This is a genomic window from Entomohabitans teleogrylli (assembly GCF_001484765.1).
Lineage (GTDB): Bacteria > Pseudomonadota > Gammaproteobacteria > Enterobacterales > Enterobacteriaceae > Entomohabitans > Entomohabitans teleogrylli.
In genome coordinates, this window is record NZ_KQ947376.1 from 418,898 (window position 1) to 444,534 (window position 25,637).

Genomic DNA, 25,637 nt, shown 5'->3' on the forward strand with positions numbered 1-25,637 from the left:
GGTTGTTATAATCACGGCCGGCGTTCGGGAGAATGCTTTTCTTCACCATCACGGGGAAAAGTCTCAATACGGGAAAAGACCGGCACACGGTACCTTCCCTGGTCCTGATAGCCGTTCCTTTTGTGCCCGGGTAGATGGGCCCTGGCGTTTTATAGATCACTGGACGATTTAAAATGCGTAAAAACAAATTGATGTTGGCTCTCGCTGTTTCAGCAGCCACGCTGCTGGCTGGTTGCCAGAATATGGATGTCAATAAACTTGCCTCTTCCGGGATGACGGCATTTAAAGCGGCGACCCTCAGCGATGCGGACGCCAAAGCGCTGGCGGACGGCGCTTGCCAGGAGATGGACAGTCAGAATACCGTGGCCAGCGCCTCAAGCAGCTATGGCAAACGTCTGGCGAAGATTGCCAACGCGCTGGGCAACAACGTTGACGGTACGTCGGTTAATTACAAAGTCTATATGACCAACGATGTTAATGCCTGGGCAATGGCTAACGGCTGTGTTCGCGTCTACAGCGGTCTGATGGATCTGATGACCGATAACGAAATTGAAGCGGTGCTCGGTCATGAACTTGGCCACGTGGCGCTGGGACACTCCCGTAAAGCGATGCAGACCGCTTATGCGACTGTTGCCGCCCGGGATGCAATCTCCTCTGCTGGCGGCGCCGCGGCGGCACTGTCCAAATCTCAGCTTGGCGATGTGGCGGAAGGCATTGTTAACTCAGCGTTCTCACGCAGCCAGGAAAGCGATGCCGATAACTTCTCTTATGATTTGCTGAAAAAACGCAATATCAACACCCAGGGTCTGGTCACCAGCTTTGAGAAACTGGCTAAGCTCTCTTCCGGCCATGAAAAATCACTGTTCGATTCTCACCCGCCGTCAGAAGAGCGCGCCCAGAATATCCGCGATCGGATTGCCGCCGACAAGTAATCTGGCGCCCCCGGCTCCTGAATGACTGATAAAGGCAATGCGTGACATTGCCTTTTTTCACTGCACTATATCAGACCAGCAAAAGAACCAAATCAACGAAAGCCGCCAGCGCAAACGCCCTGGTGTCTTATTATCGGCAGTTGCCGCCCGCCAATATTCTTACTGCAATTTACCGGGTTATTTTCCGTATTTTCATGGCCCAGGTCGTGATGGTGTTATTATCAGCGCGACGCTATTTATGCAGATGCCATCATTTAACACGGATGTTTTGCGATGAAAAAAGTGCAGTTCTTTACGCTGCGTTTTCGCGGCTTCGCCAGCGGCGATGGTCCGCAAAATAACTATTTACGCATCATAACCTGCGATCATACTTTCTATACTCACAAATCATTTTTTAAAGATCAGACGCTCTTTGAGAGCCTGAAACCTGATAGCCGGATTTATATTGGGGCGCACCGGCTGGAGGATGGTAGTTTTTGGATCCACTGGATAAGCGATGGCGAAACGGTTCTTGAACCGGCCAATGCCCGCCCCCCGTTGCGCTGGCCGCTACTGCGGCTGTTGGTCAGTATACCGGGGATTTTTGTGGCGGCTTCCGTAATGTTTTATTCGCCTTATGCGATTGTCTGGGCAGTACTACTGCTGGCTTTTCTGATGACGCTATTTATCCGCGGGTTAGAGGACATTCAGTGCCTGTGTTTGCGCACTTCCCCGCGGGTTCGCGAACTGTTGGCAAAGCTGGAACTGGTAAAACGTGGGAACACGTTTTTTTGTGCGGATATTGGCCGCGCCCTGGTAAATCCGCCCGTATTACCCCCTATGCCGGCAGCATTTAATTCCTTGCAGGCTCCGCTTGAAGCGCTGAAAAGCAGTGTTGTTGCCGTGACTTACAATCAATGGGCATCACACATTACTGATAATTCCGGCGAGGGTATTTACTACTCCAGCGAGGGGAAGCGATTGATATTCAGCTGGCGTACCGGCGATCCGTTACTGAAACGCGAGACAGCAAAAATTATGCCTTTTTTCTATCGGATACATACGCCTTTCATTGCCAGCGGCGATCATCTGTTATCCATCTTTGAGCGTGACAGCTACGCCGTCATTGGAATACACAATTTTACCGATGGCAGCAGTTATATTGCGAATAGTCCCTGGTATCGCAGCGATCGCAGTATCGCGGCGTTTTACCGGGGAATGCTGTTTGTTTTTTTACCACTCTGGATAACAGGCATGTCACTCCTGATGAGCGGTTTCTCGCTTTGCAGTACCGGCAAACTGCCTGGCGGAATACTGGCAACAATGCTACCCGCGACGTGTCTGGTCGTTGGTATCATTCTTGGAGTGAGCGATCTGGCTATCCAGATAACCGGTTGGGTCTCGCCTTCGATAAAACGCTGGAAACGGCTCCATACTACCCTGAGCCAGCTCCGGCAACAGCAACAGCGTAGCGGCTATCTACTGGAGATCGGATGATGTTCAATACTTTCCCCCGTCGCTGTCTTTGGCTGGCCGTTATTCTGACCTACGGATACTGGTTTGCGCCTTTTTCCTTCTGGTGAAACCGTCATTGTCATTCAGCAAGCCCTCCGGTCCGCAGGCGCTTTATAACCGGATGAAGTTGATATATTTACAATAACCGAGTTTATCAAACATCTGTTTGCATCTTTTTTTCCAACAATATACTTTTTTCTTATTACAGATGACGGCCACGAAATAAAGCCGATCTGTTTCGCTATGTCTATGACAATAAAAATAAAAACACACAATCTCTCTTTTTAAATTAATAATTGACAATGAACCCACAAAGTGTAATTTTAATCCCGATGAATTAGTCAGCAGGGAAATGTCGTCTTTAAATATCACACGCAATAAATGTTTCATAAATCATTCATAAATCATGCGGTCAGGGTTTTATCAGCAATTACGCTGCAGTATATACAATATATTTTGCAAACAAAACTCAGGAGATTACTATGAATGCGAATTCACAGCAAAACTCAGTATTACGTCTTCTTGGCCCCTTAGAGCGCTATGCCTGGTTAATCGATCCAATTAGCCCTAAGCACTTTACCATTACAGCTGAAGTCTCAGGACCAACAACCATTGAAACATGGGAGGCCGCCTTTAAGGCAATACAGTCACGGCATCCTTTAACCAATGCTCAGATAAGTTCTGATGATGAACAAACGCTTCATTTTGTCTATGATCCTTCAGTTAAAATTCCCATGCGGGTTGTCCTCCTCGACCGAATCGCTGATATTGAAAGCGAAATTAAACGCGAATTCTCCGCACCATTTGGCATTGGCGATATCCCCTTGCTAAGAGCCGCGCTACTCTATAGCAAGGAGCGCTGCATTGTTATTCTTACCTCACACCATTCTATTTCTGATGGTCTTTCTTTAAGCCATTTTTTACGCGATCTACTGGAATGTTTATCCGGAAAATCGCTTCCCCCTCTGGTACTCAAACCTACCGTGGCAGATATATGCATCAATGGAACGCGCCCGGTTACCGATAAACGTATTGCGCAAGAGATTGAAAATCCAATCCCCTATACAGAGCGGAGCCTTGCCAGACTGTCTATCCATCGCAAAAAACTCTCCCTGGAATTGTCCGGTAAATTACGTGAGCGCGCAAAACAGGAAGGAACCACCGTACACGGCGCGCTATCTTCAGCGTTTGCTTTCGCGTTTGATGACTCTGTTAAACGAGAGCAAAAAAAAGTGAGAATCTGTACCCCGATTGATGCCCGGCGTTTTTTTGAACTTGATTATGATATGAGTTTTTCGGTGGTGTTTCCTACCAATACATACGATATGCGCGCCACGACCTCATTCTGGGATGTCGCTCGCGCGGTAACCGGGGATCTGCAGTCTGTTCGGACCCAGGAAGGGATATCAGCATTGCTCAATCATTTTCATGATTTTATGAACAGCGCACAAATTGCACAACTTATTGATTTTGACAGGATTAATTGTGCGCCTGATATTTTAATTTCCAATCTCGGGGTTTTACCTTTCCCTGCCAGCTTTGGTGATTTAAAAATCGAATCGGTATGGGGACCGAATGTGTTGATAGGAACGCACGGCGAGCAAACTATTGGTGTAGCAACAATCAATAATGCCATACATTTAATACATACCAGTTACCAACCTATTGATAACTTTCTTGATATAGCCGAAGAACAGCTAATCAGTTCGGTAAGATAATTTTTAAATAAAAAATACATAAGCCCGACTCCTGATATTCCACAGGAGTGATATCCATCGTCATAAATAAGAGGTCACATTATGATTAATACTGTTAATCGGGTGGTTGTTATTACCGGAGCAAGCAGCGGTATCGGTCTGGCGATTGCACTGTTACTGGCCAGGACTAATACAGCATTAGTTCTGCTCGCCCGTCGCTCAGAGCGGATTAATGCGCTGGCCGATCAAATCAATTTATCAGGAGGTAAAGCGATCGCGCTAACAACAGATATCACCAATCTTAATGAAGTAAAGAATGCAGTACAAACCACGGTTTCAGCATTTGGGCGCCTTGATGTTTTTATTAATAATGCCGGTTTTATGGCGATAGCGCCGCTTAATATGGTGAAAACGGATGAGTGGGACCGCATGATTGATACCAATATCAAAGGCGTACTGTATGGTATTGCTGCCACGCTGCCCATTTTCGAAAAACAGAAGTCCGGTCATTTTATTAATGTCGCCTCGGTCGCTGGTATTAAAGTCCTGAGCCCGGGAGGCGCCGTTTACAGCGCAACAAAATTTGCCGTTCGCGCCCTGACCGAAGGACTGCGATACGAACTGGGTAAAGATATCAGGGCAACGATTATTTCCCCGGGCGCGGTAGAAAGCGAACTTCAGCTCGGTAGCTCTGATGAGGAGAGTAAGAAATTCCTCGGTGAGTTCTATAAGCAGGCCATTCCTGCCGAAGCTGTCGCTAAAGCGGTTTTATTCGCCCTCGAACAGCCGGACGATGTCGATGTTAACGAAATCGTCATCCGCCCAACCCGGGAAGAGTTCTGACATCATCCCACTGAGGTACCAGAGGTACATTTTCCATGAAATCTTTTACTCATTTATCGGACATGAAAGTACGCTCCGGAGCAGATATTCTGCTGGAGGTGATTGAAAGCGAAGGCGTTGAATATATATTTGGCAACCCGGGCACAACCGAATTGCCTCTTATTGATGCATTGCTCAGGCATGAGGATGTCAAGTATATCCTGGCGTTACAGGAAAGCAGCGCTGTGGCGATGGCCGATGGCTACTCAAAAGCGTCTGGCAAAGTGGGATTTTTAAATTTGCATACCGCCAGTGGATTAGGTCACGGCATCGGTAATTTAATCAATTCGCGTATCATGAAAAGTTCGCTGGTGGTTACCGTTGGCCAACAGGATACGCGCCACTATGTCAGAGATCCGCTTCTGTATGATGATGTCGTTTCCATTGCCGCGCCGGTCGTTAAATGGGCCAAAGAGGTCACCAGCGCGGATCAACTGCCGGTATTACTGCGTCGCGCATTCCATAACGCCTGCTATCCACCCGCGGGGCCGGTCCTGTTATCACTGCCCATGAATGTAATGGAGGAAATGAGTGAGGCAAACATCTTAACGCCATCACGGGTGGATTATCATACGATTGCCAGCTCTCTTGATGAACTGGCGACGGAGCTCAGCAAGATACCGCCGGGCAGGCTAATGATTATCGCTGGTGATGAAATACATAGCAGTGATTGCACCGGTGAAATTATTCAACTTGCTGAAATGCTCGGTGCGCACGTTTACGGATCTTCCTGGCCATTAAACCTGCCCTTTCCTCCCCGACATGCTCTCTGGCGAGGCAATATGCCTACCATGTCACAAGGTATAGCGAGCATCATTATGAAATATGATGCTGTGTTTATTATTGGCGGCAAGAGTCTGATCACCATTTTATACAGTGAAACGGATTCGATACCCAAAGATTGTATCGTTTACCAGTTGTCATCGGATATGAGCGAATTAGCCAGAACCTACGCCACAAAGCTCTCCTTAATGGGGGAGATCAAGAAATCTATCGCCGATTTGCTGCCCAGACTGGAAATGCGCATTGTGCATAATAAGCTGGCCTACCAGCGGCTGCGGGCAAAAGCAAATCACGACAGGCAAAGCGAGCAACAGGAGTTTGAAAGCACGTATGATTCTCAAGCACTACGTACAACCATATCGCCGATTGTTGCCGCGCATGAGGTAATGAGGGTGATTCCGGCTGGCGTCACCATTATTGATGAAGCCATTGCTACCGCCCGGTTTGTCAGAAAATTCATTTCCGACCCGCAGCATAAGCGCTACTACTTTATGCGTGGCGGCGGTCTGGGATGGGGAATGCCGGCGGCTTTAGGGCACTCATTAGGGCTGGGACGGGAGCCTGTGGTGTGCTTAATCGGCGATGGCGCCGCTATGTACTCTCCGCAGGCATTATGGACGGCGGCTCATGAAGATCTCCCCGTTACATTTATTGTTATGAATAATCTTGAATACAACGTATTAAAGAATTTTATGAAGGATCAGCCGTTATATACCTCGACAGCTCAGGGGAGATTTATCGCGATGGATCTTATCAACCCCTGTATCGATTTTATCTCGCTCGCCTCATCAATGGGCATCAGTAGCTGTAGAGTCACCGCGGCTGCCGATATCATGACGACAGTGCTGGCAGGAATTCAAAGCGGGAAACCTAATTTGATAGAAATTATGATTTCAACGGATTAACCCGGTTTATGTACCCTACAACGCTGTTTTCTCCGCATACGATTAGAACGTCAAAAAGAGAATGAGCGGTGGAAATGCGTGCAGAGTGCGCATACTGACCATATTTTACGGTTTTAGCGTCTGAATAAACGCCGCCAGTCCGGCGATTTGATCATCGCTCAGGTGGGCCTTCGCCCGCGTGGCGGCGCTGTGCCCGCCCTCATCGCGAATACGCGTCATTCCGGTCACTATCTGCGCTTCAGACAGCGTCACCAGTTGCGGCGCTTTGTTGAAGGCGGTTTTCTCCGCTTTACGACCGTGGCAACCTGAACATTCGCGCTGGTACTGGCGGCCATAATCGGTTTGCGCCTGGGCGGAAAATGCGCAGATAAAGCCAAAAATTAGCGCAAAAATCGACTTCATTGGCCCTCCTGCGCCAGTCTGGCGAACGTTTCCTGCAGGGCGGCGGGTTTACGCATCCCCTGATGCATCGCCAGTACCCGCCCCTGGCCATCGATCAGAAATGACGTCGGGGTGCCGATGACCTGATAGCGCTCCTGGGTGATATTAAGCTGGTCGCGCACCACCGGATAACTGATCTGGTGTTTTGCCAGCAGGGCATCAATATTCACCGCCGGCGGATCGGTATTGACGGCCACCACCACTACCTTATCGCCCCACTGCTTGCTGAGGGTCTCCAGGCTATCCATTTCCGCCAGACAGCCGCCGCAGTTGGCGGACCAGAAATTGAGATACACCCCTTTCCCTTGCCAGCGTTGAAGACTCGCCTCCTGTCCGCGCAGATCAAACGCCGCCAGCGCCGGGGCCGTCTCTCCGATCGCCAGCTTCTCTTCTTTGCACCCGCTGAGCAGCGCCAGCAGTAACACTATCGCTCCATTATGCCAACGCATGTTGCTGCAGCTCCTCATCAAGATATTTGCCGTGTTGCAGGCGCAGAATGCGATCGGCGAACTGCCCGAGCGCCGGATTATGGGTCACCATTACAATGGTGCGCCCCTGGCGGTGCAGATCGGTCAACAGAGCCAGTACCCGCTGTTCGTTCTCTTCGTCGAGGTTGCCGGTAGGCTCATCGGCAAAAATTACCGGCGGTTCATTGACCAGCGCCCGGGCAATACACACCCGCTGTTGCTCGCCGCCGGAAAGCTGACTCGGCAGATGGGTTACGCGGTGTCCGAGGCCGACCTGCTCCAGCACCGCGCGGGCCGCCGCCTCATCCACCACACTGTGGTAGTGCTGGGCCAGCATGACATTTTCCAGCGCCGTCAGGAACGGGATCAAATGAAACTGCTGGAACACCAGACCGATTTTCTCGGCGCGAAAACGTCGCCGCCCTTCTTCGTCGAGCGCCGCCGCGTCGGTACCGTCAAGAATCACCTGACCCTCGCTGGCGGTATCCAGGCAGGTGAGAATATTCATTAGTGTGGTTTTCCCTGAGCCGGAAGCCCCCATGATCGCCACAAATTCGCCGGCGGCGATGCGGATGTTGATATCATCAAGCGCGGTGACCTCGCCGAACCGCTTATACAGATGGCGGGTCTCAATCACCGCCTGAGGCATGTGCGTTACAGACATCGCGCTACTCTCCTTTGAGCACTTTAGCAGGTTCGACGCTGACCGCGCGCCGCACCGGAACAATGGCCGCGAGCGCCGCGACCAGTAAACACAATACCAGGGTAATCGGCAGAACCGGCAGGCGCAGCGCAATCGTGGCATTAAACACCGTCAGCCCCAACAGTTGCGCCAGTAACCAGCCAAGCAGCCAGCCGCACACCACGGCGGCCATGGCAATGATCCCGGTTTCCAGCAGCATCTGGCGAACAATGTCGCCGTCCGGGGAGCCGAGCGCTTTTTGCAGCGCGAACTCCCGGGCGCGCTCGCCGACAATCGCCATCAGAGTGGTGTTCACGCACAGTGACGACAACGCCAGGATCACCAGCGACACCAGCCCCATCAGCCCCTTAATTTTGTCGAGCACCTGGCCTTCCGAGGCGGATACCTTGCGCACCGGGCGAATTTCCAGATCCGGGAACTGTTGTTGCAGGCGCTCAGCATAACTGTCCACCTGGCCGACATCGTTGCTGACGCTGAGCAGCCCGTGGCTGATTTTGCCGTCCTGGCGCAGCCACGACTGGGCCAAATCCAGACTGACGATCAGCATATTGTCTGTGGCGTCGCCGGATTCGACAATGCCCTTAATTTGCAGCTTTTTGCGCGCCTCACGTTCAACAAGAGTGACACTGTCACCCACTTTCACATTGAGACGCTGCGCCAGCTTTACGCCGATCATCGCGTTGCGATCGTCAAAGCTGACGCCTATCCAGTTACCGGTCACCTGCCAGTACGGCACCAGTTTTTGCAGGGATTCAAACCACACCCCGACCATCACCACTTTTTCCAGTTCGGTACGCGCCATGCCATACAGCCACGGACTGGCGCCGTGAATCAGCCCCTGCGGGGCGTCATCAAGGATCGCCTGGAGTTCCTGTTGCGGCATACTGCTGCCGTGGCCGGGGCCAATATAGAAATTGGCGCCAAAGGTACGCAATTCCTCGCTCATTTTGGTGTTGATATCAAACCACACGGCGGAAAGGGCCGTGACAATCGTGGCCCCTACCGTCAGCGCGGCGAACACCACGCTGACGCGCTGTAACCGCAGACGTAACGCCCGCCATACCAGCAACCAGAGCATGTCGCGCTTAGCGGCCATACAGCACCTCCACAGGGTAAAGACGGGCAATGCGCCGCGCCGGGAACCAGGTGCCAATCAGGGAAATCAGCACCGCCACCACCAGTACGCAGGGGATCACCACCCAGGCAAAATTGAGCGGCGCGTCGAACAACATCAGACCGATGGCTTTTGCCATCCCCCAGCCGGCGATGCAGCCGACCGCGCCGCCCAGCAGGCCGCTGGAGGCCGCTTCGAGATAAAACAGCAGCAGGATCTGCCACTGGCGCGCCCCCAGCGCCTTCATCAGGCCGATTTCCCGGGCGCGTTCCATAATCGAACTGGTCATCAGCGAGGCAATGCCCATCGCCGCGGCAGCCAGCGCCGCCAGCGTCACCACCGCCAGCAACAATTGAATTTTGTCGATCACCACCCCTTCCGAGGCCGCTACCTGCCATACCGGGCGCACCACGGCGCCGGAAATCGCCTCTTCGAGTTGGTGAGCGATGGAGGACACATAGGCAGTGCAGTACCACAGATCGTACTCTTCGGCGTTAAGGGCATCGAGATCTTCGCGGGCGCGGCGCGATAACTCGTTTTCCGGCACCGTCAGCGCCGAAACGCGAATCGCCTGCACTTTACCTGCCAGGCCAAGTAATGACTGGACGGCGCTCAGCGGCATGACTAACTGGTTGTCTTCATCGCCGCCGCTGGAGAGGACTCCGCTGATGGTCACCGTCTGTTCGCCGCGCTCCGCTTTCAGCGTCAGTCGATCCCCCGTCTGCCAGCCGTGGCGCTTCGCCAGCGCCTGGCCGACCAGCGCTTGCGGTGCGTCGCCCGCCGGTTCCTGCGGCCAGGCGCCGGTCACCTGCCAGTAGGGACTGACCGTCTGCTGGCCGGTGTGATAATCCTCTTCGTCCGGCACATCCACCGGCTGGTTGAAGAAAGTACCGAGGATGCGCACATCCTGATTATCCACCATCGCTTCCCCGCCGAGCATTGGCGCGAAACCGACGATATTGTTGCGCCAGAAGATATCTTTGATGTTCGGCAACTCGGCCTCATCAAGGAAATCCTGACCGGACAGCGGATTACTCTGCTCGCTGAACAACGCCGGCAGCGCTGCCTGTCCGGCGGGTTCAATCAGGATATTGGCGCCATAAGATTTCAGTTCCCGGGACATCTTGTCGCCGATGTCAATGGACACCGCCAGCAGCGCCGAAATCAGGCTGCTGGCGAGGAACACGGTGAGTACCGCCAGCGCTTTGCGCCGCAGATTACGCCCCCAGGATTGACGCAGCATTCGCCACAGCATCGCTACTCCTCCTCCTTCTCTGCCGGGACAAACTGCTGCGGCGCGTCGCGGAAGCGGTGGTAATTGGCCTCTGACGCGAAGAACCAGGTCTTACCGCCGTAGCTGTATTTGTATTCCGCAGCGGTATTGGTCAGCGTTGAACCATCTACCGGATCGGTCACTTTCAGGGTTACCACGGTGGAGAAGTAATTCACGCCGGCCTCCAGCGCCGCTTTCCGGATCGTCAGTTGCCGATCATCGCTGCGCCAGTCATCAATCGGCACCGGGTTGCAGCCTCCGGGCTTACCGATAGACGGAATAAAAATATGCACCCCGCAGGCCACGCAGATCACCTGATTACCTTCCATCACATATCCCTGGTCGCCGCACAACAGGCAGGCGTCAAACACCACGCCGAAGCGCAGTTTGTCCGGATAGCGGTTGATGACAAAAAAGCGCACCGCTTTACCGTCATCCGCTACCCAGACAAAGCGGTGTAGCTTACCGTCGCGCACCTGTTCCACCGGGATATGCACCAGCCCGTCGTCGGCCAGCGTCACCGGCTGCGCTTCGGACAGACGCGGCGGCTGGGAGGCGACCAGGTTCCACCACAACTGGCCGGCCATCACCAGCGCCGCGCAGCAGACCGTGGTCGCCAGCAGGCGCGCGGCCCCCTGACGGCGGGCCAGCGCCAGGCGACGTTCAATGGGCTCCCGGGCGGCGGCGGTTTCCTGGAAACGGCGCCGCAGCGTCGGCAGCCAGCACAAGGCCAGCGCCAGCAGTAACCCGGCGCCGGCCCAGTTAAACAGCGGCGCATTGTTGGTCGCCCGCGAAACAAAGCTCAGCAGAGAACTGGTGAGCGGCACGACCTGGAGCTTCATCAACAGCAGCAGCAGATTGCCGCTCAGGGGCAGCAACAGCAGCGCAGCGACGATCAGCGCCAGCGGCCAGCAGGCCCGGGGCAGCCGGCGCGCCAGCATGGCGCACAGAACTCCCGTCAGGCTCAGGATGGCAAAAGCGCCGACCAGCGCGGTGAGGTTTAACAGCAGATCGGTATTTAAAACGTGAGTATTGGTCAGCGCGCCGAGGTTAGGATCCAGCGCCCAGTGGCGGGCGGCGCCCAATACCAGTATGCCCTGCCACAGGTAGCGAGCTTGATGCGGCACCCGGCGAAAACTGAGCAGAAACAACAACACAATAACCACTTCTGCCCCCGCCAGCGCCAGTTGCGCCGGCTGGGAAAGCGACATCAACAGCCCGGCGCATAACCCCAGCGCCAGCGCGGACAACAGGGTCCAGACCAGCGGACGCAGCGCCGGTGGCTCAGTGCGGCTCCAGAGCAGCCCTGAGAGCAGCGCGATGCACAAAAAAGCCTGTAACGTGGTGACGAAAAAGTAACTCATAACTCGACTCAGTACGGCGGATCGGTGGTTAATTAAGCGGCGTTGCCGGTAATACCATAAACGCACGGCGGGATGACCAGTCGGCCATCCCGCGGATACTCTCTCTGCTTAGGGTCTGCCACTCAGTTCAGACCGACGTACTTAAACTCATAGCTGACGTCAAACGGCTTCCACCAACGGCCTACGCCGGTTTCGCTGTCGGTATGGCGATGCATCCCGGCTTTTGACGGCGGTTCGATGTGGTAGGTAACTTTGTAATTACCCACGCCCATCATTTTGATGTTCGCGCCATAATGGGGGCCGTCGCTGGCCACCATTGGCATAAAGGTCCCTTCCTGCTTTTCACCGGTATCAGCATTCACCAGGGTGTAGCTGATGGTCAGATACGGGATCCACTCCCCGGCGCCGAAACCGTTTTTACTCCCTTCCACCGCATGGATATCCGCCTCAAGGTGGATGTCCGATTTCGCGGCCGGCAGGCCCATGCCGCGCGGCTCCATATCGATCGGCTGCAGGTAAACGGCGGCGATTTCCATTTCGTTCATGACTACCGGTTCGCCCGCCGGATACTCTTTAAAGGCAAATGCGGCGGGGGCTGTGAATAACCCGGCGATCACTGCGCTGGCAATCAGGGTCTTTTTAATGGTCATCAGACATATCCTCTCGTCTTAAAAAACAGTTATGGGTTGTTTTTAATCGTTTCGCCCGGCACGTCGCTGCGGCGCCGCATCACCCACAGCGCCGCCAGTGCGGCAATCAGCAATACCGCCTGCGGCAGCAGCGTTTCCAGATACGGGTAGATCCCCAGCCAGCTGATTTCCGGAACGCCGCTAATCAGCGTCGGCTGGAACAGTTTGCCCTCCACCAGTTCCAGTACCCCTTTACCGGCGAACACGAAGGCCATCAGGTACATGAAACTACCGGTAAACATAAAGAACGGCTTCAGCGGCAGTTTCACCACCGAATAGCGCATCACCAGCCAGGCGATCAACAGCGCCACACAGCCGATAACAAACCCGGCGCCGATAGCCAGATAACCGGCGGCGTCTTTGGCGTCGCCGAGTAGCGCATAGTAGAACAGCACCGTTTCCGCCCCTTCGCGATACACTGCCAGGAAGCTGGTCAGCCATAGCCCGACCAGCGATCCGCGCGACAGAGAGTGGGAGAGTTTTCCTTCCAGCCACGCCTTCCAGTGGCGGGCTTCGACTTTGGACAGCAGCCAGTAACTCATAAAGAACAGCATCACCACGGCGATCAGCATGGTGACGCCTTCCAGCAGTTCACGACTGGCGCCGGAATTAGTGAACAACAACTGGAAGACGGCGGCAGTAATTACGCTGGCGATCAGCGCCACCACCACCGACTGACGGATCAGCGGCAGTTTGTCCTGATGATTGTTTTTCACCAGGTAAGCGACGATAGCGGCGACGATCAACAATGCCTCCAGCCCTTCGCGCACAATAATCATCAGGCTGTACAGCAGCAGGCTCCACTGGGTCTCTTCCCCTTCGCCGAGCAGGGTGACCGCTTTATCCAGATTCTGGCGCAGCGCGTCGGCCTCGGCGCTCAACCGTTCGGCCGGCTGGTTGGCTTTCATCAGGCTGACCATGCGCGTGAAATGCGCTTCGAGAGTGGTTTTGAAGGCCGAATCCCGGGAGCCGATTTTGTTCTCCATCCCGCTGGCTTCGAAGTGGTCGAAGTAGATATCCTGCACGTCCAGCATCGCGTCCTGACCGCCTTCGCTGCGGTAACGTTCAATGGCTCGGGCAATCCCGTCGTTGATGCCTCGCGCTACGCTGGCCCAGTCGTTCTGCGGCCCGCCGTCAGTCGCGACATCCGCAGCCGCGTCGGCGCTTTGCGGCGCGTTCACCGGCTGATCGTCGCGGGTGGTGGGCAAACCGGGCAATATGTCTTCAATATCCTGCAACAGCGTGGTGACCTGATAGGCGACATCGTTAAGGCGATCCGGCCCGGCGGCCAGGGCAATCAGCGCTGTAAACTGTTGGTTAATGGCGGCAGCCTCCTTCGCAGAACGATTCTGGCGCACCGACATTTCCATTTCGCTGTTTTTAAAACCCTGGTAGTGGGCCTGCTGTACACTGCGGCTGGCGGCGCTGTAGTCGCCCTGTTGATACTCGCTGACCGCCCGGGCAAGCAAATCGTCGATGGTGCGGAAACTCTCCTGCCAGTAAACGGCGATATCATCCCGCGACAGCGCGCTGTGCTGCTCCTCCGCCACCAGACGATGGCCGCCATCAAGAATTGGCTCCACCTCGTCAAGATTCTGCTTCAGCCAGTCGATTCTCGCCTGCACCTCGTGCTGTGGCTTTCCCTCGCCGATCATGCGGCGAATTTCCCCGAAGGCGCTTTCCATCTCGTAACTTTTGCGCGCCGAGATATTGATACGAATTGGTCCTTCAAGGTTTTCAAAAACCTCAAAGTAAGCCATCTGCACCTCACGGCGCGCTTCGCTGGTTTTTTGCTGCTGATAAAGTTGCGCGGTGCTGTCGAGACGCTGCCTGATATCTTCGATGTAAGGCGCGTAATGCGTCGCAGCCTGAATAGCGGCGCTAAAGCTAAGTAAGAAAAACACTAAGGCGGATAAAAGTGAACGGGAAAGAGCCACGTTGCATACCGTCGAATATTAATGATAATTATTATCATTAGCAGTTTTGTCAGCATTTGTATATGACCAGGATCATATCCGGGACATTTTTTTACAAAAAGTGCCATTAAATACACATATAAATCAGGGTTAACTGACTTGAATTGTTATGTTATAACAAAACATAAATTCATAAACACAATGGACCCTGTTATGGCTCTGGCAACTTCCGCTCCGCTACTGCGCCTGCAGCGGCTCACCCTGAAGGGCGTCCGCGATAAACCACGTCTCGCCGGGATCTCTTTTGCGGTCAACCACGGCGAGTCTGTCGCGGTTATCGGGCCCAACGGCAGCGGTAAATCAACATTACTCAGGCTGTTAATCGGCGAATGGCGCGCCGATCGCGGGACGATTTGGTTTGACGGACAGCGGCTTGATGCACTTCACCGCGCCCAGCGCGCCCGGCAGATAGCTTTACTGGCGCAGGATGAATCCGCGGATCCGCGCCTGCGGGTTGAGGACTATGTCGCCCTCGGGCGCCTGCCTTACCACGCCCCTGAGCACGGTGGCGAAGATATCACCATCATCCGGCAATCCATCGCAGACGTCGGTATCGGCCATCTGTGCCATGCGCGGCTGGGAGAGTTGTCCGGCGGAGAACGCCAGCGCGCCGCTCTGGCCAGAGCGTTTGCCCAGCGGCCGCGCCTGTTGCTGCTGGATGAACCCACCAATCATCTGGATCCGCTCGCCAGAGTGCAACTGCTGGCCGCGGTACGCCGCAAAGGCATCGCTACCCTGACGGTGTTGCACGATCTGACGCTGGCGCCGCTGTGCGCTGAGCGCATCATCATGCTGCATGACGGAAAAATGGTTTGTCAGGGCACGCCCGATCGGGTGTTTAACTCGCGTTATTTACAGGATGTCTTTGGCCTGCGCAGTTTCCAGCTCCCCCATCCCGGGAACGGCGCACCGCTGCGCGTTTTTGAACCAGCGCTGTTGTGAACAGACGTCTGCAAGGAGAAAGTATGAAAAGAAACGGGTTACTGGCGGTCATCGGGCTGCTGGTTGCGCTCCAGGCCAGCGGGTCCGGGTTTCCGGTGACCGTGGAAAGCTGCGGCCGGCCGCTGACTTTTGAGCAGGCGCCGCAGCGCGCGGTGATTCACGATCTGAACATGGCGGAAATGGCCTTTGCGCTAGCGCTGCAGCCACAGATGGCGGGCCTCACCGGGATCAGCGGTTGGTATAAAGCGACGCCGGCGTTTAACCGGGCGCGCGGCGCGATCCCGGAACTGGCGCCCAAATACCCTTCCCTGGAAACTCTGTTGGCCGCCCGAGCGGATTTTTTCTTTGCTGGCTGGAATTATGGTATGAAAGTCGGCGGGGAAGTGACGCCGCAGACGCTGGCTAACTACCACATCCCCACTCTGGTCCTGAGCGAAAGCTGTATCCACGTAGCGCAACCGCGCCCCAGAGCGACAATGGCGCTGTTGTACAACGATATCGCTACGCTGGGTAAAATTTTTGGCAAGGCGGAACTGGCTGATGCGCTGATCGCCGCCTGGATGTCGCGACTCGAGGGACTAAAAAACCGCATCGGCGACCGTGCGCCAGTCAGGGTATTTGTCTATGACTCCGGTAAGGATAAGCCCTTTACCAGCGGCAAATACGCCATGCCGACAGCGCTTATCGAGGCCGCCGGCGCCAGAAATGTTATGGATTCCCTCCCGGTAAGCTGGGCGACAACCAGCTGGGAGACTGTCGCCAGCGCCGGTCCTGAATTCATCATTCTGCTCGATTACCAGAATAACGGCGCCGGCAGCGCTGACGAACTACAGCGCTTCCTGGAAAGCCATCCGCTGATGAAACAGACGCCGGCGGTGATTGGCCAGCGCTATCTGCGCCTGAAATATCAGGAGCTAACCCCCGGTCCGGCGAATATTACGGCGATCGAAAATCTGGCGCACGCCCTGTATCCGGACGCCTTTGCCCAATGAACGTAAATCTGCGCTTTGCCGGCGTGTGGATTGCTGCCCCACTGCTGCTCGCCGGACTCATGCTGGCGGGGGTCGCTTACGGAAGCGTTGCGCTGCCGTTTCGTGCGGTACTTGCCGCTTTCGGGCTATCAGACGCGCCGCTTTCCCCCCTGCAGAGCAGTATCATTCTGGAGTTACGCCTGCCGCGCGTGCTGCTCGGCGCGCTGGCCGGCGCCGGTCTGGCGCTGGTTGGCGCCCTGCTCCAGACCACCACCCGCAACGATCTGGCGGACCCGTTTTTATTCGGGCTCTCTTCCGGCGCTTCTGTCGGCGCGGTCTGGGTCATTACCCGCAGCGGCGATCACTTCGGCGTCTGGACATTACCGCTGGCCGCCTTTGCCGGCGGGATTATCTCGGCCGTGACGGTGATGCTGCTATTTATGGCCCAGTCCCGGGGCGGCAGCGCCCGGCTAATCATCAGCGGTCTGGCAATCTCATTCTTATTTGGCGCCCTGACCCATTACCTGGTTTTCTCCGGCGATCAGCGGGCCGCCGGCAGCGTGCTGTTCTGGTCGCTGGGCGGTCTGGGACTGGCGCGCTGGGACAGCCTGGGGCTGGCGGTCTGCGGTGTGGGAATACTGGTGGCCCTGATCGCGTTGCGCTGGCGTCAACTGGATGCGCTGCTGGCCGGCGAACAAACCGCTCATTCGCTGGGGGTCAATGTCACCCGCCTGCGCGGGGAGGTGTTTCTCAGTTGCGCGCTGGCGACCGCCACTCTGGTGGCGCTGTGCGGCGTTATCGGTTTTGTCGGCCTGATGGTGCCGCACCTGGCGCGCGTCTGCGGCGGGATACGCCACCGTCGATTATTACCCCTGGTGGCGCTACTGGGGGCGATTCTACTGTGCGCTGGCGATCTGTTGAGCCGTACGCTGATAGCGCCTCAGGAACTGCCGGTAGGTATTATCACCGGTGGTCTGGGCGGATTTTTTATTCTGACGATGCTGTTGCGCAAAAATGCTTTATAGGCCGTCGCCGGACATCGGCAAAAGTGAAATAACGGAAGATATCACCAGCAAACAAGAATGAGAATGACACGCATACTCTTTAAATAACATATTGTTTACAAAGGATTTTTTAATCGCTATGCTCTGCAAAATTTTTTTAAGGAGATGGCCACAATGTTGAAACAAGAAATGATCAATAAGCTCAACGCCCAGATGAATCTGGAGTTTTACTCTTCCAATCTTTACCTGCAGATGAGCGCCTGGTGCAGCGATCATGCATTTGAAGGGGCAGCGAAGTTTTTCCGCGATCACGCCCGCGAAGAGATGGATCATATGATGCGTCTGTTTGACTACCTGGACGGCACCGGTAGCATGCCGGTTATTGGCAGTATTGCCGCGCCGGACACCAGCTTTGAATCCCTGAAAGATGTGTTGCAAAAAGCCTATGTGCACGAACAGCACATCACCGAAAGCATTAACGATCTGGCGGATGCGGCCATGACCAGCAAGGATTACCCGACCTTTAACTTCCTGCAATGGTATGTGGCTGAACAGCATGAAGAAGAGAAACTGTTTAAAACCATGATCGATCGCCTGCTGCTGGCGGGTAACTCAGGCGAAGCCCTGCTGCTTATCGATAACGAGTTCGGCAATACCACTCCGGCCAGCCAGGGCTAATCCCGGCACCCCGATGACCGGATGCCCTGCCGGCGTCCGGTTTTTCCCGTTACCCTCCCTCATAGCAGATGTTTGCGTACAATCCCTGGGTAAATCCCTCGTGCGCGCTGTCGTTACCCTGTCACGTATCCTGCTCACCTGCGTCAGTAGCCGTAGGCCGCCCGGCTTATATAAATTTTAATTATCACTTTTCCCATTATATAAAAATAATGCATATTCATTGTCACAATATTATTTTGATAATCGAAATCATTAGCAATTAAATGTCATTTAAAATAGCAAACATTGTTGCAGGAAATTAAAATCTGTCTGCTGTCCTCCACTATTAATTTCGAGCTGGCTCACAATCCCTTATTGCCAATTTGTCTGACTAATTCAATTTTGACGGCTATCAATTTCCACACCCGGCAATCCGTATACTGGCGGAGCAAATAACTATTAAGAGCTATGTCACTATGGGAAACAGATTAAAAGGGTTACTTTCCCGCTCGCTTTCGCGACGGGATATGGTCAAAAACGGCTCCCGCCTGGGGACGGCTATTGCGCTGTCAGGGGCGGTTCCGCTGCCATTTTCCTCTACGGTCGCCGCCGCCGGCACCCCTACAGAAAGCGCATCCGGCGCCGCCCGGGAACAGATTCGTCACAGCGCCTGTCTGGTCAACTGCGGCAGCCGCTGTCCGCTGCGGGTTGTGGTTAAAGATGATGTTATTGTGCGCATTGAACCGGAGCCCTGCCTGGACGAGGCGGTTTTCGGCAAGCATCAGATTCGCCCCTGTCTGCGCGGCCGTTCCAGCCGCTGGCGCGTGTATAGTCCCGATCGCCTGAAATATCCATTAAAGCGCGTCGGTAAACGCGGCGAGGGGAAATTCAAACGCATCACCTGGGAAGAGGCCAGTAAATATATTGCGGATGAATTAAAAAGGATTATTAATAAATACGGCAACGAGGCCGTATATTATAATTATCAGTCCGGCGCCTATTATCACAACCAGGGCACCACGGCCTGGAAACGGCTACTTAATCTCACCGGCGGCTATTTACGTTATTACAATACCTACTCCACCGCGCAAATTTCAGTGGCGACGCCGTATACCTTCGGCGAATACAGCGCCAGCCATTTCGATCAAATTCGCCAGTCCGATCTGGTGGTGTTTTTCGGCATGAACCTGTCGGAAACCCGCATGTCCGGCGGCGGGCAGGTGGAAGAGTTGCGTCGGGCGCTGGAAGATTCCCGGGCCCAGGTCGTCATTATCGATCCGCGCTATACCGATTCGGTAGTCACCGGGCATGCCGAGTGGCTGCCGATTCGCCCCACTACCGACGCCGCGCTGGTGTCGGCTATCGCCTGGACATTGATTGACGAAAAGCTGATCGATGAAGCGCTGGTTAATCGCTACTGCATCGGCTTCGATCGCTCAACCCTGCCGGAATCCGCGCCGCAAAACGGCAGTTATAAAGATTACATTATGGGTACCAGCGGCGATCAGACGCCGAAAACCCCCGAGTGGGCGGAAGCCATCACCGGCATCGCCGCCGCGCGTATTCGCCAGCTGGCGCGGCAAATCGCCAACGCCAGAGCCTGTTATATCGCCCAGGGCTGGGGGCCGCAGCGCCACGCCAACGGCGAGCAAAGCGTGCGGGCCATTAACACCCTGCCGCTGATCACCGGCCACTTCGGTTTACCAGGCACCAATACCGGTAACTGGCCCTACGCCACCAAATACGGCGTCCCCAGTCTGCTGGACGGCAATAACCCGATAACCACGGCGATACCCTGTTACCTGTGGACCGACGCGATCGCTAACCCGGATCTGATTACCGCCAAAACCCACGGCCTGCGCGGAAAAGATAAGCTGGATGTGGGTATCAAATGCATCGTTAACCAGGCCGGCAACACGCTGCTCAATCAGCATGGCGATATCAACCGCACCCGGACGATTCTGGAAGATGATACTCACTGTGAGTTCATCCTTGTGATTGATAACCATATGACGCCCAGCGCTAAATTTGCCGACATTCTGCTGCCGGAAACCAGCTATCTGGAAGCCGAGGATCTGGTGGATAACTCCTACGCTTCCGGTTCGCACAATTACATGATAGCCATGCAGCCGGTGGTGAAACCGATGTGGGAAGTGCGCAGCACCTATGACATGTGCGCCGATATCGCCGCCCATTTCGGCAAGCGCGAAGACTACACCGAGGGGCGTACCCAGACCGAGTGGATAGAGAAACACTACGCCGACGTTAAGACGGCCCGCCCTTACCTGCCGGCGTGGTCCACCGCCAAAGAGATGGGGGTTATCGACCAGCAAAGCGCCACGCCGCAGCAAAGCATCGCGCTGGCGGATTTTCGCGCCGATCCCGAGTCTCATCCGCTAAAAACGCCGAGCGGCAAAGCCGAGATTTACTCCGCGCGGCTGGAAAAGCTCGCCCGTGAATGGGTATTGCCGCAAGGTGATAAGATCACCGCCCTGCCGGAGTTCTGCATCGCCAGAGAGTCGCACCTCGATACCTCGCTGAGCGGAAAATACCCGTTACAGCTCAGTGGTTTTCACACCAAAGGCCACACTCACTCTACCTATTCCAACGTTCGCCAGTTGCAGGAAGCGGTGCCGGACGAGATCTGGATTAACCCCATCGACGCCCGCCAGCGCGCTATCAGTAATGGTGACCGGGTACAGGTATATAACGACCGCGGGGTGGTGGAGATCCAGTGTAAGGTGACCAACCGGATTATTCCCGGGGTGGTCGCGATGCCGGAAGGCGGCTGGACGAAGCAAAATGGTTCAGGGGTGGATATCGGGGGCTGTATTAACACCCTGACCTCGCATCTGGTATCGCCGCTGGCCAAAGGTAACCCACAGCATACCAATCTGGTTGAAGTTCGTAAGGTCTGAGGAGCTGGATAGCTATGACACAATATGGATTTTTCGTTGACTCATCCCGCTGTTCAGGCTGTAAAACCTGCCAGGTGAGTTGCAAAGATAAAAAAGAGCTGGACGTCGGGCCAAAGTTTCGCCGGGTTTATGAGTACGGCGGCGGGGACTGGATCCAGTCTGGCAAAGCGTGGATACACAACACCTTCAGTTATTACCTGTCAATCGCCTGTAATCATTGCGATGACCCCACCTGTGTGAAAGGCTGCCCGACTGGCGCTATGCATAAGCGCGAACAGGATGGTCTGGTGGTGGTCAATCAGGAAGTGTGCGTCGGTTGTCGCTACTGCGAAATGCGCTGCCCATACGGAGCGCCGCAGTTTGACGCCGATAAAAAAGTGATGGCTAAGTGTGATGGCTGTTACGACCGCGTTGAACAGGGACTACCGCCGGTATGCGTTGAATCCTGCCCGCAGCGGGCGCTGGATTTTGGTCCGATTGGCGAGCTGCGCAAGCGTTACGGCGCGCAGAACGCATTCGCCCCGCTGCCGGATCCGGCGCTCACCCGTCCGAATCTGATCGTGAAACCGCATCCGTCAGCCCGGCCAACCGGCGATACGCAAGGCGCTATCCAGAATCCGAAGGAGATCTGATCATGCATGAACTTCCTTTAGTCTTCTTCACGGTACTGTGCCAGAGCGCCGTTGGCGCGTTTGTTGTGCTGCTGATCGCGCACCTGGTCGGACAGATGAGCAGCCGTCAGTTAGCTGTCGGGCTATTCAGCGCCATGTGCCTGTTCGGTGTCGGACTGGCTATCGGGATGTTTCATCTCGGGCAGTTGCTGCGCGCTTTCAACCTGTTTGCCGGTATCGGCCGCTCGCCGATGAGTAACGAGATTGCCTTTTCCGCGCTGTTTGGCAGTGTCGGCGGCCTTACCGCTCTGGGCCTGCTGACCGGAAAAGGCAGTCCGTCGCTGTTGCGTACCCTCGCCTGGGTCGCGGCGGCTCTCGGGCTGGCATTCGTTGCCGCCATTCCGACGGTGTACCAGAGCGAAACGGTGGCGGCCTGGCGAACCGAATATACCTGGGTCGTCATGTTGCTGACCGTGCTTACCGGCGGCGGTCTGATCGCCGCGGTCCTCGGCGCCGGCAAAATCGGCCTGTGGGTTAGCGTTACCGGCATGCTGCTTAGCCTGCTGATCCGCCCGAGTTACCTGTCGGTTCTCTGGCAGGCCGACCATCTGCTGGTCGCCGCACAGACGGTCTGGTTCGGCATGCAGATCCTGCTGCTGCTGGCGGCGCTGGTCGGCGCGCTGTTCACCCTGCAGCGTGGGGCTCCCCGCAGTTGGATCTACGGCAGTATGGCGGCAATTGTGATTTCCGAAGTACTGGGCCGTATCGCTTTCTACAATCTGTGGGCTGTGGCGATGTAACCAAAACGCCGGCTGATCGCGCGTCAGCCGGCCATCAGAAGGAGTTTTTCTTTGCAGGATCTTGCCGTTATTCCGCGTATTCTCGGCGCGCTGTTTTACTGGCCGCCGGAAAGCGATTCCGTCCAGCGTCTGCTGAGCAGCGCCGGTGAATGGTCACAGCTATATAGCTGGTCCGATCCACAGGCGGTACAAACCCTGTGTAGCGGGTTGATCTCCCCCGGCAATTACCCGTTTTCTGTGCTGTTTGAAGGCCAGGGGACCATGGAGGCGCCGCCCTGGGGTTCGGTGTACCAGGATAAAGACAATCTGTTGATGGGTGTAAGCGCGGTGCAATATCACCAGTTTCTGCTGGAGAACGGTCTGGCGCTCGACTCTCCGGTCAATGAGCCGGACGATCAGTTTGGCCTGATGCTGCTCGCCATGGCGGCTCTGCTCGAACAGGAAAAATTCGCCGCCGCGACCACGCTGCTCGAACAACATCTGTTGCCCTGGGCTTACCGCTACCTGGAACGGTTGCAGCGCAATAGCGTCAGCGATTTTTACGCCCGACTGGCGACGCTGGCGGAGATGTTTCTACGCGATCTGCAAACTCAGGCTGATTTAACGCCCGCCAGCCGCAAACTGTGGTTCTGATGAGTAAAAACGAACGTTATTATCAGGAGTATATGAAGCACCGGCACGTCAGCCGCCGTCGGCTACTGTTCGGGCTGGCCAATGCCGCCCGTCACAGTGCGGCATTGCCCGCCGTCCCTGTCATATCCCGCCCGCCGGGAGCGATTGAACCACAACAGTTTTCACAACGTTGTGACGGCTGTGGCGCCTGCGTGGCGCGCTGCGCGATGGGGATCCTCAGCCTCGACGGCCGCTGGCCGACGCTAAAAATAGAGTACGCCAGTTGCGACGGTTGCGGACAGTGCATTGCCGCCTGCCCAACGGGAGCGTTATTGCCTCAGACCCGGTTTGATACCGGCCTGCGCCCGCGTTTTTCCGCCAGTTGCGTTAATCCGCAGCGCCGTTGCGGACTGTGTCAGGAGGCCTGTCCACAGCAGGCGTTGTCCTGCGATGCCGGTCAGATACCGACGCTGAATGACGCCTGCAACGGCTGTGGTGAATGCCTTATCGCCTGCCAGGACGATGCCGTTCGTCTGTGATGACCGTTCATCCCGGCGGCGTGCGCTCCTCAGTCCAGATACTGTTGATCGGTCACCTTTTCCATCCAGTCGACATTTTTTCCTTCCGGCGTCGCTTCCTGGATAGCGATATGGGTCATGCTGGTGGTGGACGTCGCGCCATGCCAGTGTTTGACCCCTGGCGGGCAGCTCACAACATCACCCGGCTTAATCACCACTTTCTCTTTTCCCCACTCCTGTACCCAGCCGCTGCCAGCGGTGACAATCAGGGTCTGGCCGAGCGGATGGGTGTGCCAGTCAGAACGGGCGCCGGGCTCGAATGTCACATACGCGCCCCCGGCACGCTGCGGCGGACGGGGGCTAAACAGCGGATCGAGACGTACCGTACCGGTAAAATGCGCCTGCGGCGCGGCGACAGAGGGACGGCTACCGTTGGCAGAGACTGTCATCGCTTCGCTGGCCGCGGCGGCGCCGCTGGCTAACATCGCCAGAGCGGCGGCTAATGCTGAGGGGGTCGATTTCATCAGGTTCCTCCTGAACAAGGGAGAGATAAGGAGAGCGCAGTATGGCTTTCAGCGCTACGGTCAGTGTGCGGAGATGGCCGCCACGGGGCGGCACGTAACGGTAAGCCCGTCGCTCTCCGGACAAATATTCATCACATTGATTTTTGCAAAAGATAATTGAGAAATTAATAGCTTATTTAGCAATACAATGATGAGATATTTTCATCAATGGCATTTCCGGCGCCGGGATTTACCCTATTGTGAGTACTCGATCGGTTTCATCACTGCCGGAAAATGTTATATCTCAGGTAGGTTTATTTAATGAGGGAACGGAATGGAACAGGGTTTTCCCGTCTGGCCGCAGGGCGAAGCGCCCGGCGCCGCATGTAGTACTGTACATTTCTCACTGGTAGATAAAGGCGATCATCTCACCCTGCAGTCGCGAGCGGCTTTTGGCGTCAGAGCGCCGGAAATAACGGTTTATACCCCCGAAGAGCCTAACGGCGTGGGGATTCTGGTGATACCCGGCGGTGGTTTTGAGCGGGTGGTGGTGGATAAGGAAGGCAGCGATCTGGCGCCGGTATTTACCGCCCACGGATATACGCTGTTTGTGATGACTTATCGCCTGCCCGGCGATGGCCATGCGGAAGGCGCGGATGCGCCGCTGGCGGATGCCCAGCGGGCGCTAAGGGCCATTAAGACCCAGGCCGCCGGTTGGGGAGTGGATCCGCAGCGGCTGGGCGTTCTCGGTTTTTCTGCCGGCGGGCACGTTGCCGCCAGCCTTAGCACCCGCTATCAGGACAGCGTCTATGCCCCGCTGGACGTAGTTGATGAACAGGACGCCCGCCCGGCGTTTAATGCGTTGATTTATCCGGTGATCAGTATGCGTTCGGATATCGCTCACGCCGGTTCGCGACTGGCGCTGCTCGGGGAAGACCCCTCGCCCGAAGAAATACAGCGCTACTCCCCCGACGCCCGGGTGACGGAACAGACGCCCCCTACCTTTCTGGTCCATGCGGCGGACGATCCTGCCGTCCCGGTCGATAACACGCTGGCGATGTTCTGCGCGCTGCGCCGCCAGGGAGTGCCGGTAGAAATGCATATTTTCTCCCGGGGTAAGCACGGTTTCGCAATTCGCGACGCCCAGGATCTCCCGGCCCGCGCCTGGCCGGAACTGTTGATGAACTGGCTGGAAAGTTTCCATAAATCTCCGGCCAAATAACCTGCTAATACGCGGCGGATCCCCTCCGCCGCGCTGCCTCAACCTGCCAGTATCACCTGCTTTCCTCCCTCCCCGGGTCTGATGTCGCCAGCAAATTCAGTCTGATTTATCTGACAACCAGCATCACCATTAATTATCAGGCGTATAATGCCGGCGCAA

24 protein-coding genes and 1 pseudogene are annotated in these 25,637 nt (G+C 55.6%); 16 read left to right on the forward strand and 9 right to left on the reverse strand.

The genetic code is table 11. The annotated features are described in order from the left end of the window. The first annotated feature begins 173 nt into the window (after window positions 1-173). The 6 genes from loiP (at window position 174) to AQ981_RS01970 (ending at window position 6,693) form a co-directional block, all read left to right on the forward strand. A complete protein-coding gene (gene loiP, locus AQ981_RS01950) occupies window positions 174-932 on the forward strand; it encodes a metalloprotease LoiP (RefSeq protein ID WP_058910059.1) in 759 nt (252 codons plus the stop codon). 37 nt (window positions 933-969) lie between these two features. After that, complete coding sequence (locus AQ981_RS27545; protein ID WP_154675890.1) at window positions 970-1,209, forward strand: hypothetical protein; 240 nt, start codon at window positions 970-972, stop codon at window positions 1,207-1,209. Further along, entirely contained in the window at window positions 1,206-2,408 is a 1,203-nt protein-coding gene (locus AQ981_RS01955; protein ID WP_058910060.1) for a hypothetical protein, read from the forward strand. The genes AQ981_RS27545 and AQ981_RS01955 overlap by 4 nt, the downstream gene beginning before the upstream one ends. Window positions 2,409-2,908: 500 nt before the next feature. Continuing rightward, on the forward strand, window positions 2,909-4,144 hold the full coding sequence (locus AQ981_RS01960; protein WP_058910061.1) for a condensation domain-containing protein: 1,236 nt from the start codon (window positions 2,909-2,911) through the stop codon (window positions 4,142-4,144). 81 nt (window positions 4,145-4,225) lie between these two features. Continuing rightward, on the forward strand, window positions 4,226-4,966 hold the full coding sequence (locus tag AQ981_RS01965; RefSeq protein ID WP_058910062.1) for an SDR family oxidoreductase: 741 nt from the start codon (window positions 4,226-4,228) through the stop codon (window positions 4,964-4,966). A gap of 35 nt (window positions 4,967-5,001) precedes the next feature. Beyond that, the gene (locus AQ981_RS01970; protein ID WP_058910063.1) at window positions 5,002-6,693 is read left to right on the forward strand and encodes a thiamine pyrophosphate-binding protein; all 1,692 of its coding nucleotides are present in this window, start codon (window positions 5,002-5,004) and stop codon (window positions 6,691-6,693) included. Window positions 6,694-6,798: 105 nt separating this feature from the next. On the opposite strand, the gene AQ981_RS01975 is transcribed toward AQ981_RS01970, so the two are convergent. From AQ981_RS01975 to AQ981_RS02010, 8 genes are all read right to left on the reverse strand, one after another. Then, window positions 6,799-7,095 carry a c-type cytochrome gene (locus AQ981_RS01975; protein ID WP_058910064.1) on the reverse strand — a complete coding sequence of 99 codons (297 nt, stop codon included), beginning with the start codon at window positions 7,093-7,095 and terminating at the stop codon, window positions 6,799-6,801. Next, window positions 7,092-7,583: a TlpA family protein disulfide reductase gene (locus tag AQ981_RS01980; protein WP_058910065.1), complete on the reverse strand. Its 492-nt coding sequence runs from the start codon at window positions 7,581-7,583 to the stop codon at window positions 7,092-7,094. The genes AQ981_RS01975 and AQ981_RS01980 overlap by 4 nt, the downstream gene beginning before the upstream one ends. Continuing rightward, window positions 7,570-8,265 (reverse strand): ABC transporter ATP-binding protein, encoded by a 696-nt coding sequence (locus tag AQ981_RS01985; RefSeq protein WP_058910066.1) that lies wholly within the window; start codon window positions 8,263-8,265, stop codon window positions 7,570-7,572. The genes AQ981_RS01980 and AQ981_RS01985 overlap by 14 nt, the downstream gene beginning before the upstream one ends. Before the next feature lie 4 nt (window positions 8,266-8,269). Next, window positions 8,270-9,400, reverse strand: coding sequence for an ABC transporter permease (locus AQ981_RS01990; RefSeq protein ID WP_058910067.1), 1,131 nt, complete (start codon window positions 9,398-9,400; stop codon window positions 8,270-8,272). Then, the gene (locus tag AQ981_RS01995; RefSeq protein ID WP_058910068.1) at window positions 9,390-10,673 is read right to left on the reverse strand and encodes an ABC transporter permease; all 1,284 of its coding nucleotides are present in this window, start codon (window positions 10,671-10,673) and stop codon (window positions 9,390-9,392) included. The genes AQ981_RS01990 and AQ981_RS01995 overlap by 11 nt, the downstream gene beginning before the upstream one ends. Before the next feature lie 2 nt (window positions 10,674-10,675). Beyond that, complete coding sequence (locus AQ981_RS02000) at window positions 10,676-12,055, reverse strand: Fe-S-containing protein (protein ID WP_058910069.1); 1,380 nt, start codon at window positions 12,053-12,055, stop codon at window positions 10,676-10,678. Between the two features lie 122 nt (window positions 12,056-12,177). After that, window positions 12,178-12,705 (reverse strand): iron transporter, encoded by a 528-nt coding sequence (locus AQ981_RS02005; RefSeq protein ID WP_058910070.1) that lies wholly within the window; start codon window positions 12,703-12,705, stop codon window positions 12,178-12,180. 29 nt (window positions 12,706-12,734) lie between these two features. Further along, a complete protein-coding gene (locus tag AQ981_RS02010) occupies window positions 12,735-14,648 on the reverse strand; it encodes an FTR1 family iron permease (protein ID WP_058910071.1) in 1,914 nt (637 codons plus the stop codon). A gap of 225 nt (window positions 14,649-14,873) precedes the next feature. Here AQ981_RS02010 and AQ981_RS02015 point away from each other — a divergent pair. The 9 genes and pseudogenes from AQ981_RS02015 to AQ981_RS02055 all read left to right on the forward strand — a co-directional run. After that, a pseudogene (locus AQ981_RS02015) lies at window positions 14,874-15,411 on the forward strand (ABC transporter ATP-binding protein); the annotation flags it as partial. A 274-nt stretch (window positions 15,412-15,685) separates the two neighbouring features. Continuing rightward, entirely contained in the window at window positions 15,686-16,654 is a 969-nt protein-coding gene (locus AQ981_RS02020) for an ABC transporter substrate-binding protein (RefSeq protein ID WP_058910073.1), read from the forward strand. Next, window positions 16,651-17,658, forward strand: a complete 1,008-nt coding sequence (locus tag AQ981_RS02025) for a FecCD family ABC transporter permease (RefSeq protein ID WP_058910074.1) — start codon at window positions 16,651-16,653, stop codon at window positions 17,656-17,658. The genes AQ981_RS02020 and AQ981_RS02025 overlap by 4 nt, the downstream gene beginning before the upstream one ends. A 153-nt stretch (window positions 17,659-17,811) precedes the next feature. Next, a complete protein-coding gene (gene ftnA / locus AQ981_RS02030; RefSeq protein WP_058910075.1) occupies window positions 17,812-18,315 on the forward strand; it encodes a non-heme ferritin in 504 nt (167 codons plus the stop codon). 455 nt (window positions 18,316-18,770) lie between these two features. Continuing rightward, a complete protein-coding gene (locus tag AQ981_RS02035; RefSeq protein ID WP_058910076.1) occupies window positions 18,771-21,212 on the forward strand; it encodes a DMSO/selenate family reductase complex A subunit in 2,442 nt (813 codons plus the stop codon). 14 nt (window positions 21,213-21,226) lie between these two features. Further along, the gene (locus AQ981_RS02040; protein ID WP_058910077.1) at window positions 21,227-21,844 is read left to right on the forward strand and encodes a DMSO/selenate family reductase complex B subunit; all 618 of its coding nucleotides are present in this window, start codon (window positions 21,227-21,229) and stop codon (window positions 21,842-21,844) included. Window positions 21,845-21,846: 2 nt separating this feature from the next. Continuing rightward, entirely contained in the window at window positions 21,847-22,623 is a 777-nt protein-coding gene (locus AQ981_RS02045) for a dimethyl sulfoxide reductase anchor subunit family protein (RefSeq protein ID WP_058910078.1), read from the forward strand. A 51-nt stretch (window positions 22,624-22,674) separates the two neighbouring features. Continuing rightward, window positions 22,675-23,256, forward strand: a complete 582-nt coding sequence (locus tag AQ981_RS02050; RefSeq protein WP_058910079.1) for a molecular chaperone TorD family protein — start codon at window positions 22,675-22,677, stop codon at window positions 23,254-23,256. Then, window positions 23,256-23,774 carry a 4Fe-4S binding protein gene (locus tag AQ981_RS02055; protein ID WP_058910080.1) on the forward strand — a complete coding sequence of 173 codons (519 nt, stop codon included), beginning with the start codon at window positions 23,256-23,258 and terminating at the stop codon, window positions 23,772-23,774. Before AQ981_RS02050 ends, AQ981_RS02055 begins: the two co-directional genes overlap by 1 nt. 29 nt (window positions 23,775-23,803) lie before the next feature. Here the strand turns inward: AQ981_RS02055 and AQ981_RS02060 are convergent, their stop codons facing one another. Next, complete coding sequence (locus tag AQ981_RS02060; protein ID WP_058910322.1) at window positions 23,804-24,202, reverse strand: (R)-mandelonitrile lyase; 399 nt, start codon at window positions 24,200-24,202, stop codon at window positions 23,804-23,806. 388 nt (window positions 24,203-24,590) lie between these two features. Between AQ981_RS02060 and AQ981_RS02065 the strand changes: the two genes are divergently transcribed. Then, on the forward strand, window positions 24,591-25,478 hold the full coding sequence (locus AQ981_RS02065) for an alpha/beta hydrolase (protein ID WP_082683123.1): 888 nt from the start codon (window positions 24,591-24,593) through the stop codon (window positions 25,476-25,478). Window positions 25,479-25,637 lie beyond the last annotated feature (159 nt).

Bases quoted from the DNA above. Each gene is read 5' to 3' on its own strand.
- ftnA (WP_058910075.1), top strand. From the start codon at position 17,812: ATGTTGAAACAAGAAATGATCAATAAGCTCAACGCCCAGATGAATCTG.
- loiP (WP_058910059.1), top strand. From the start codon at position 174: ATGCGTAAAAACAAATTGATGTTGGCTCTCGCTGTTTCAGCAGCCACG.
- AQ981_RS02055 (WP_058910080.1), top strand. From the start codon at position 23,256: ATGAGTAAAAACGAACGTTATTATCAGGAGTATATGAAGCACCGGCAC.
- AQ981_RS02005 (WP_058910070.1), bottom strand. From the start codon at position 12,705: ATGACCATTAAAAAGACCCTGATTGCCAGCGCAGTGATCGCCGGGTTA.
- AQ981_RS01995 (WP_058910068.1), bottom strand. From the start codon at position 10,673: ATGCTGTGGCGAATGCTGCGTCAATCCTGGGGGCGTAATCTGCGGCGC.
- AQ981_RS02000 (WP_058910069.1), bottom strand. From the start codon at position 12,055: ATGAGTTACTTTTTCGTCACCACGTTACAGGCTTTTTTGTGCATCGCG.
- AQ981_RS01990 (WP_058910067.1), bottom strand. From the start codon at position 9,400: ATGGCCGCTAAGCGCGACATGCTCTGGTTGCTGGTATGGCGGGCGTTA.
- AQ981_RS01980 (WP_058910065.1), bottom strand. From the start codon at position 7,583: ATGCGTTGGCATAATGGAGCGATAGTGTTACTGCTGGCGCTGCTCAGC.
- AQ981_RS02060 (WP_058910322.1), bottom strand. From the start codon at position 24,202: ATGACAGTCTCTGCCAACGGTAGCCGTCCCTCTGTCGCCGCGCCGCAG.
- AQ981_RS27545 (WP_154675890.1), top strand. From the start codon at position 970: ATGCGTGACATTGCCTTTTTTCACTGCACTATATCAGACCAGCAAAAG.
- AQ981_RS02035 (WP_058910076.1), top strand. From the start codon at position 18,771: ATGGGAAACAGATTAAAAGGGTTACTTTCCCGCTCGCTTTCGCGACGG.
- AQ981_RS01955 (WP_058910060.1), top strand. From the start codon at position 1,206: ATGAAAAAAGTGCAGTTCTTTACGCTGCGTTTTCGCGGCTTCGCCAGC.
- AQ981_RS01960 (WP_058910061.1), top strand. From the start codon at position 2,909: ATGAATGCGAATTCACAGCAAAACTCAGTATTACGTCTTCTTGGCCCC.
- AQ981_RS01985 (WP_058910066.1), bottom strand. From the start codon at position 8,265: ATGTCTGTAACGCACATGCCTCAGGCGGTGATTGAGACCCGCCATCTG.
- AQ981_RS01965 (WP_058910062.1), top strand. From the start codon at position 4,226: ATGATTAATACTGTTAATCGGGTGGTTGTTATTACCGGAGCAAGCAGC.
- AQ981_RS02045 (WP_058910078.1), top strand. From the start codon at position 21,847: ATGCATGAACTTCCTTTAGTCTTCTTCACGGTACTGTGCCAGAGCGCC.
- AQ981_RS01975 (WP_058910064.1), bottom strand. From the start codon at position 7,095: ATGAAGTCGATTTTTGCGCTAATTTTTGGCTTTATCTGCGCATTTTCC.
- AQ981_RS01970 (WP_058910063.1), top strand. From the start codon at position 5,002: ATGAAATCTTTTACTCATTTATCGGACATGAAAGTACGCTCCGGAGCA.
- AQ981_RS02040 (WP_058910077.1), top strand. From the start codon at position 21,227: ATGACACAATATGGATTTTTCGTTGACTCATCCCGCTGTTCAGGCTGT.
- AQ981_RS02025 (WP_058910074.1), top strand. From the start codon at position 16,651: ATGAACGTAAATCTGCGCTTTGCCGGCGTGTGGATTGCTGCCCCACTG.
- AQ981_RS02020 (WP_058910073.1), top strand. From the start codon at position 15,686: ATGAAAAGAAACGGGTTACTGGCGGTCATCGGGCTGCTGGTTGCGCTC.
- AQ981_RS02065 (WP_082683123.1), top strand. From the start codon at position 24,591: ATGGAACAGGGTTTTCCCGTCTGGCCGCAGGGCGAAGCGCCCGGCGCC.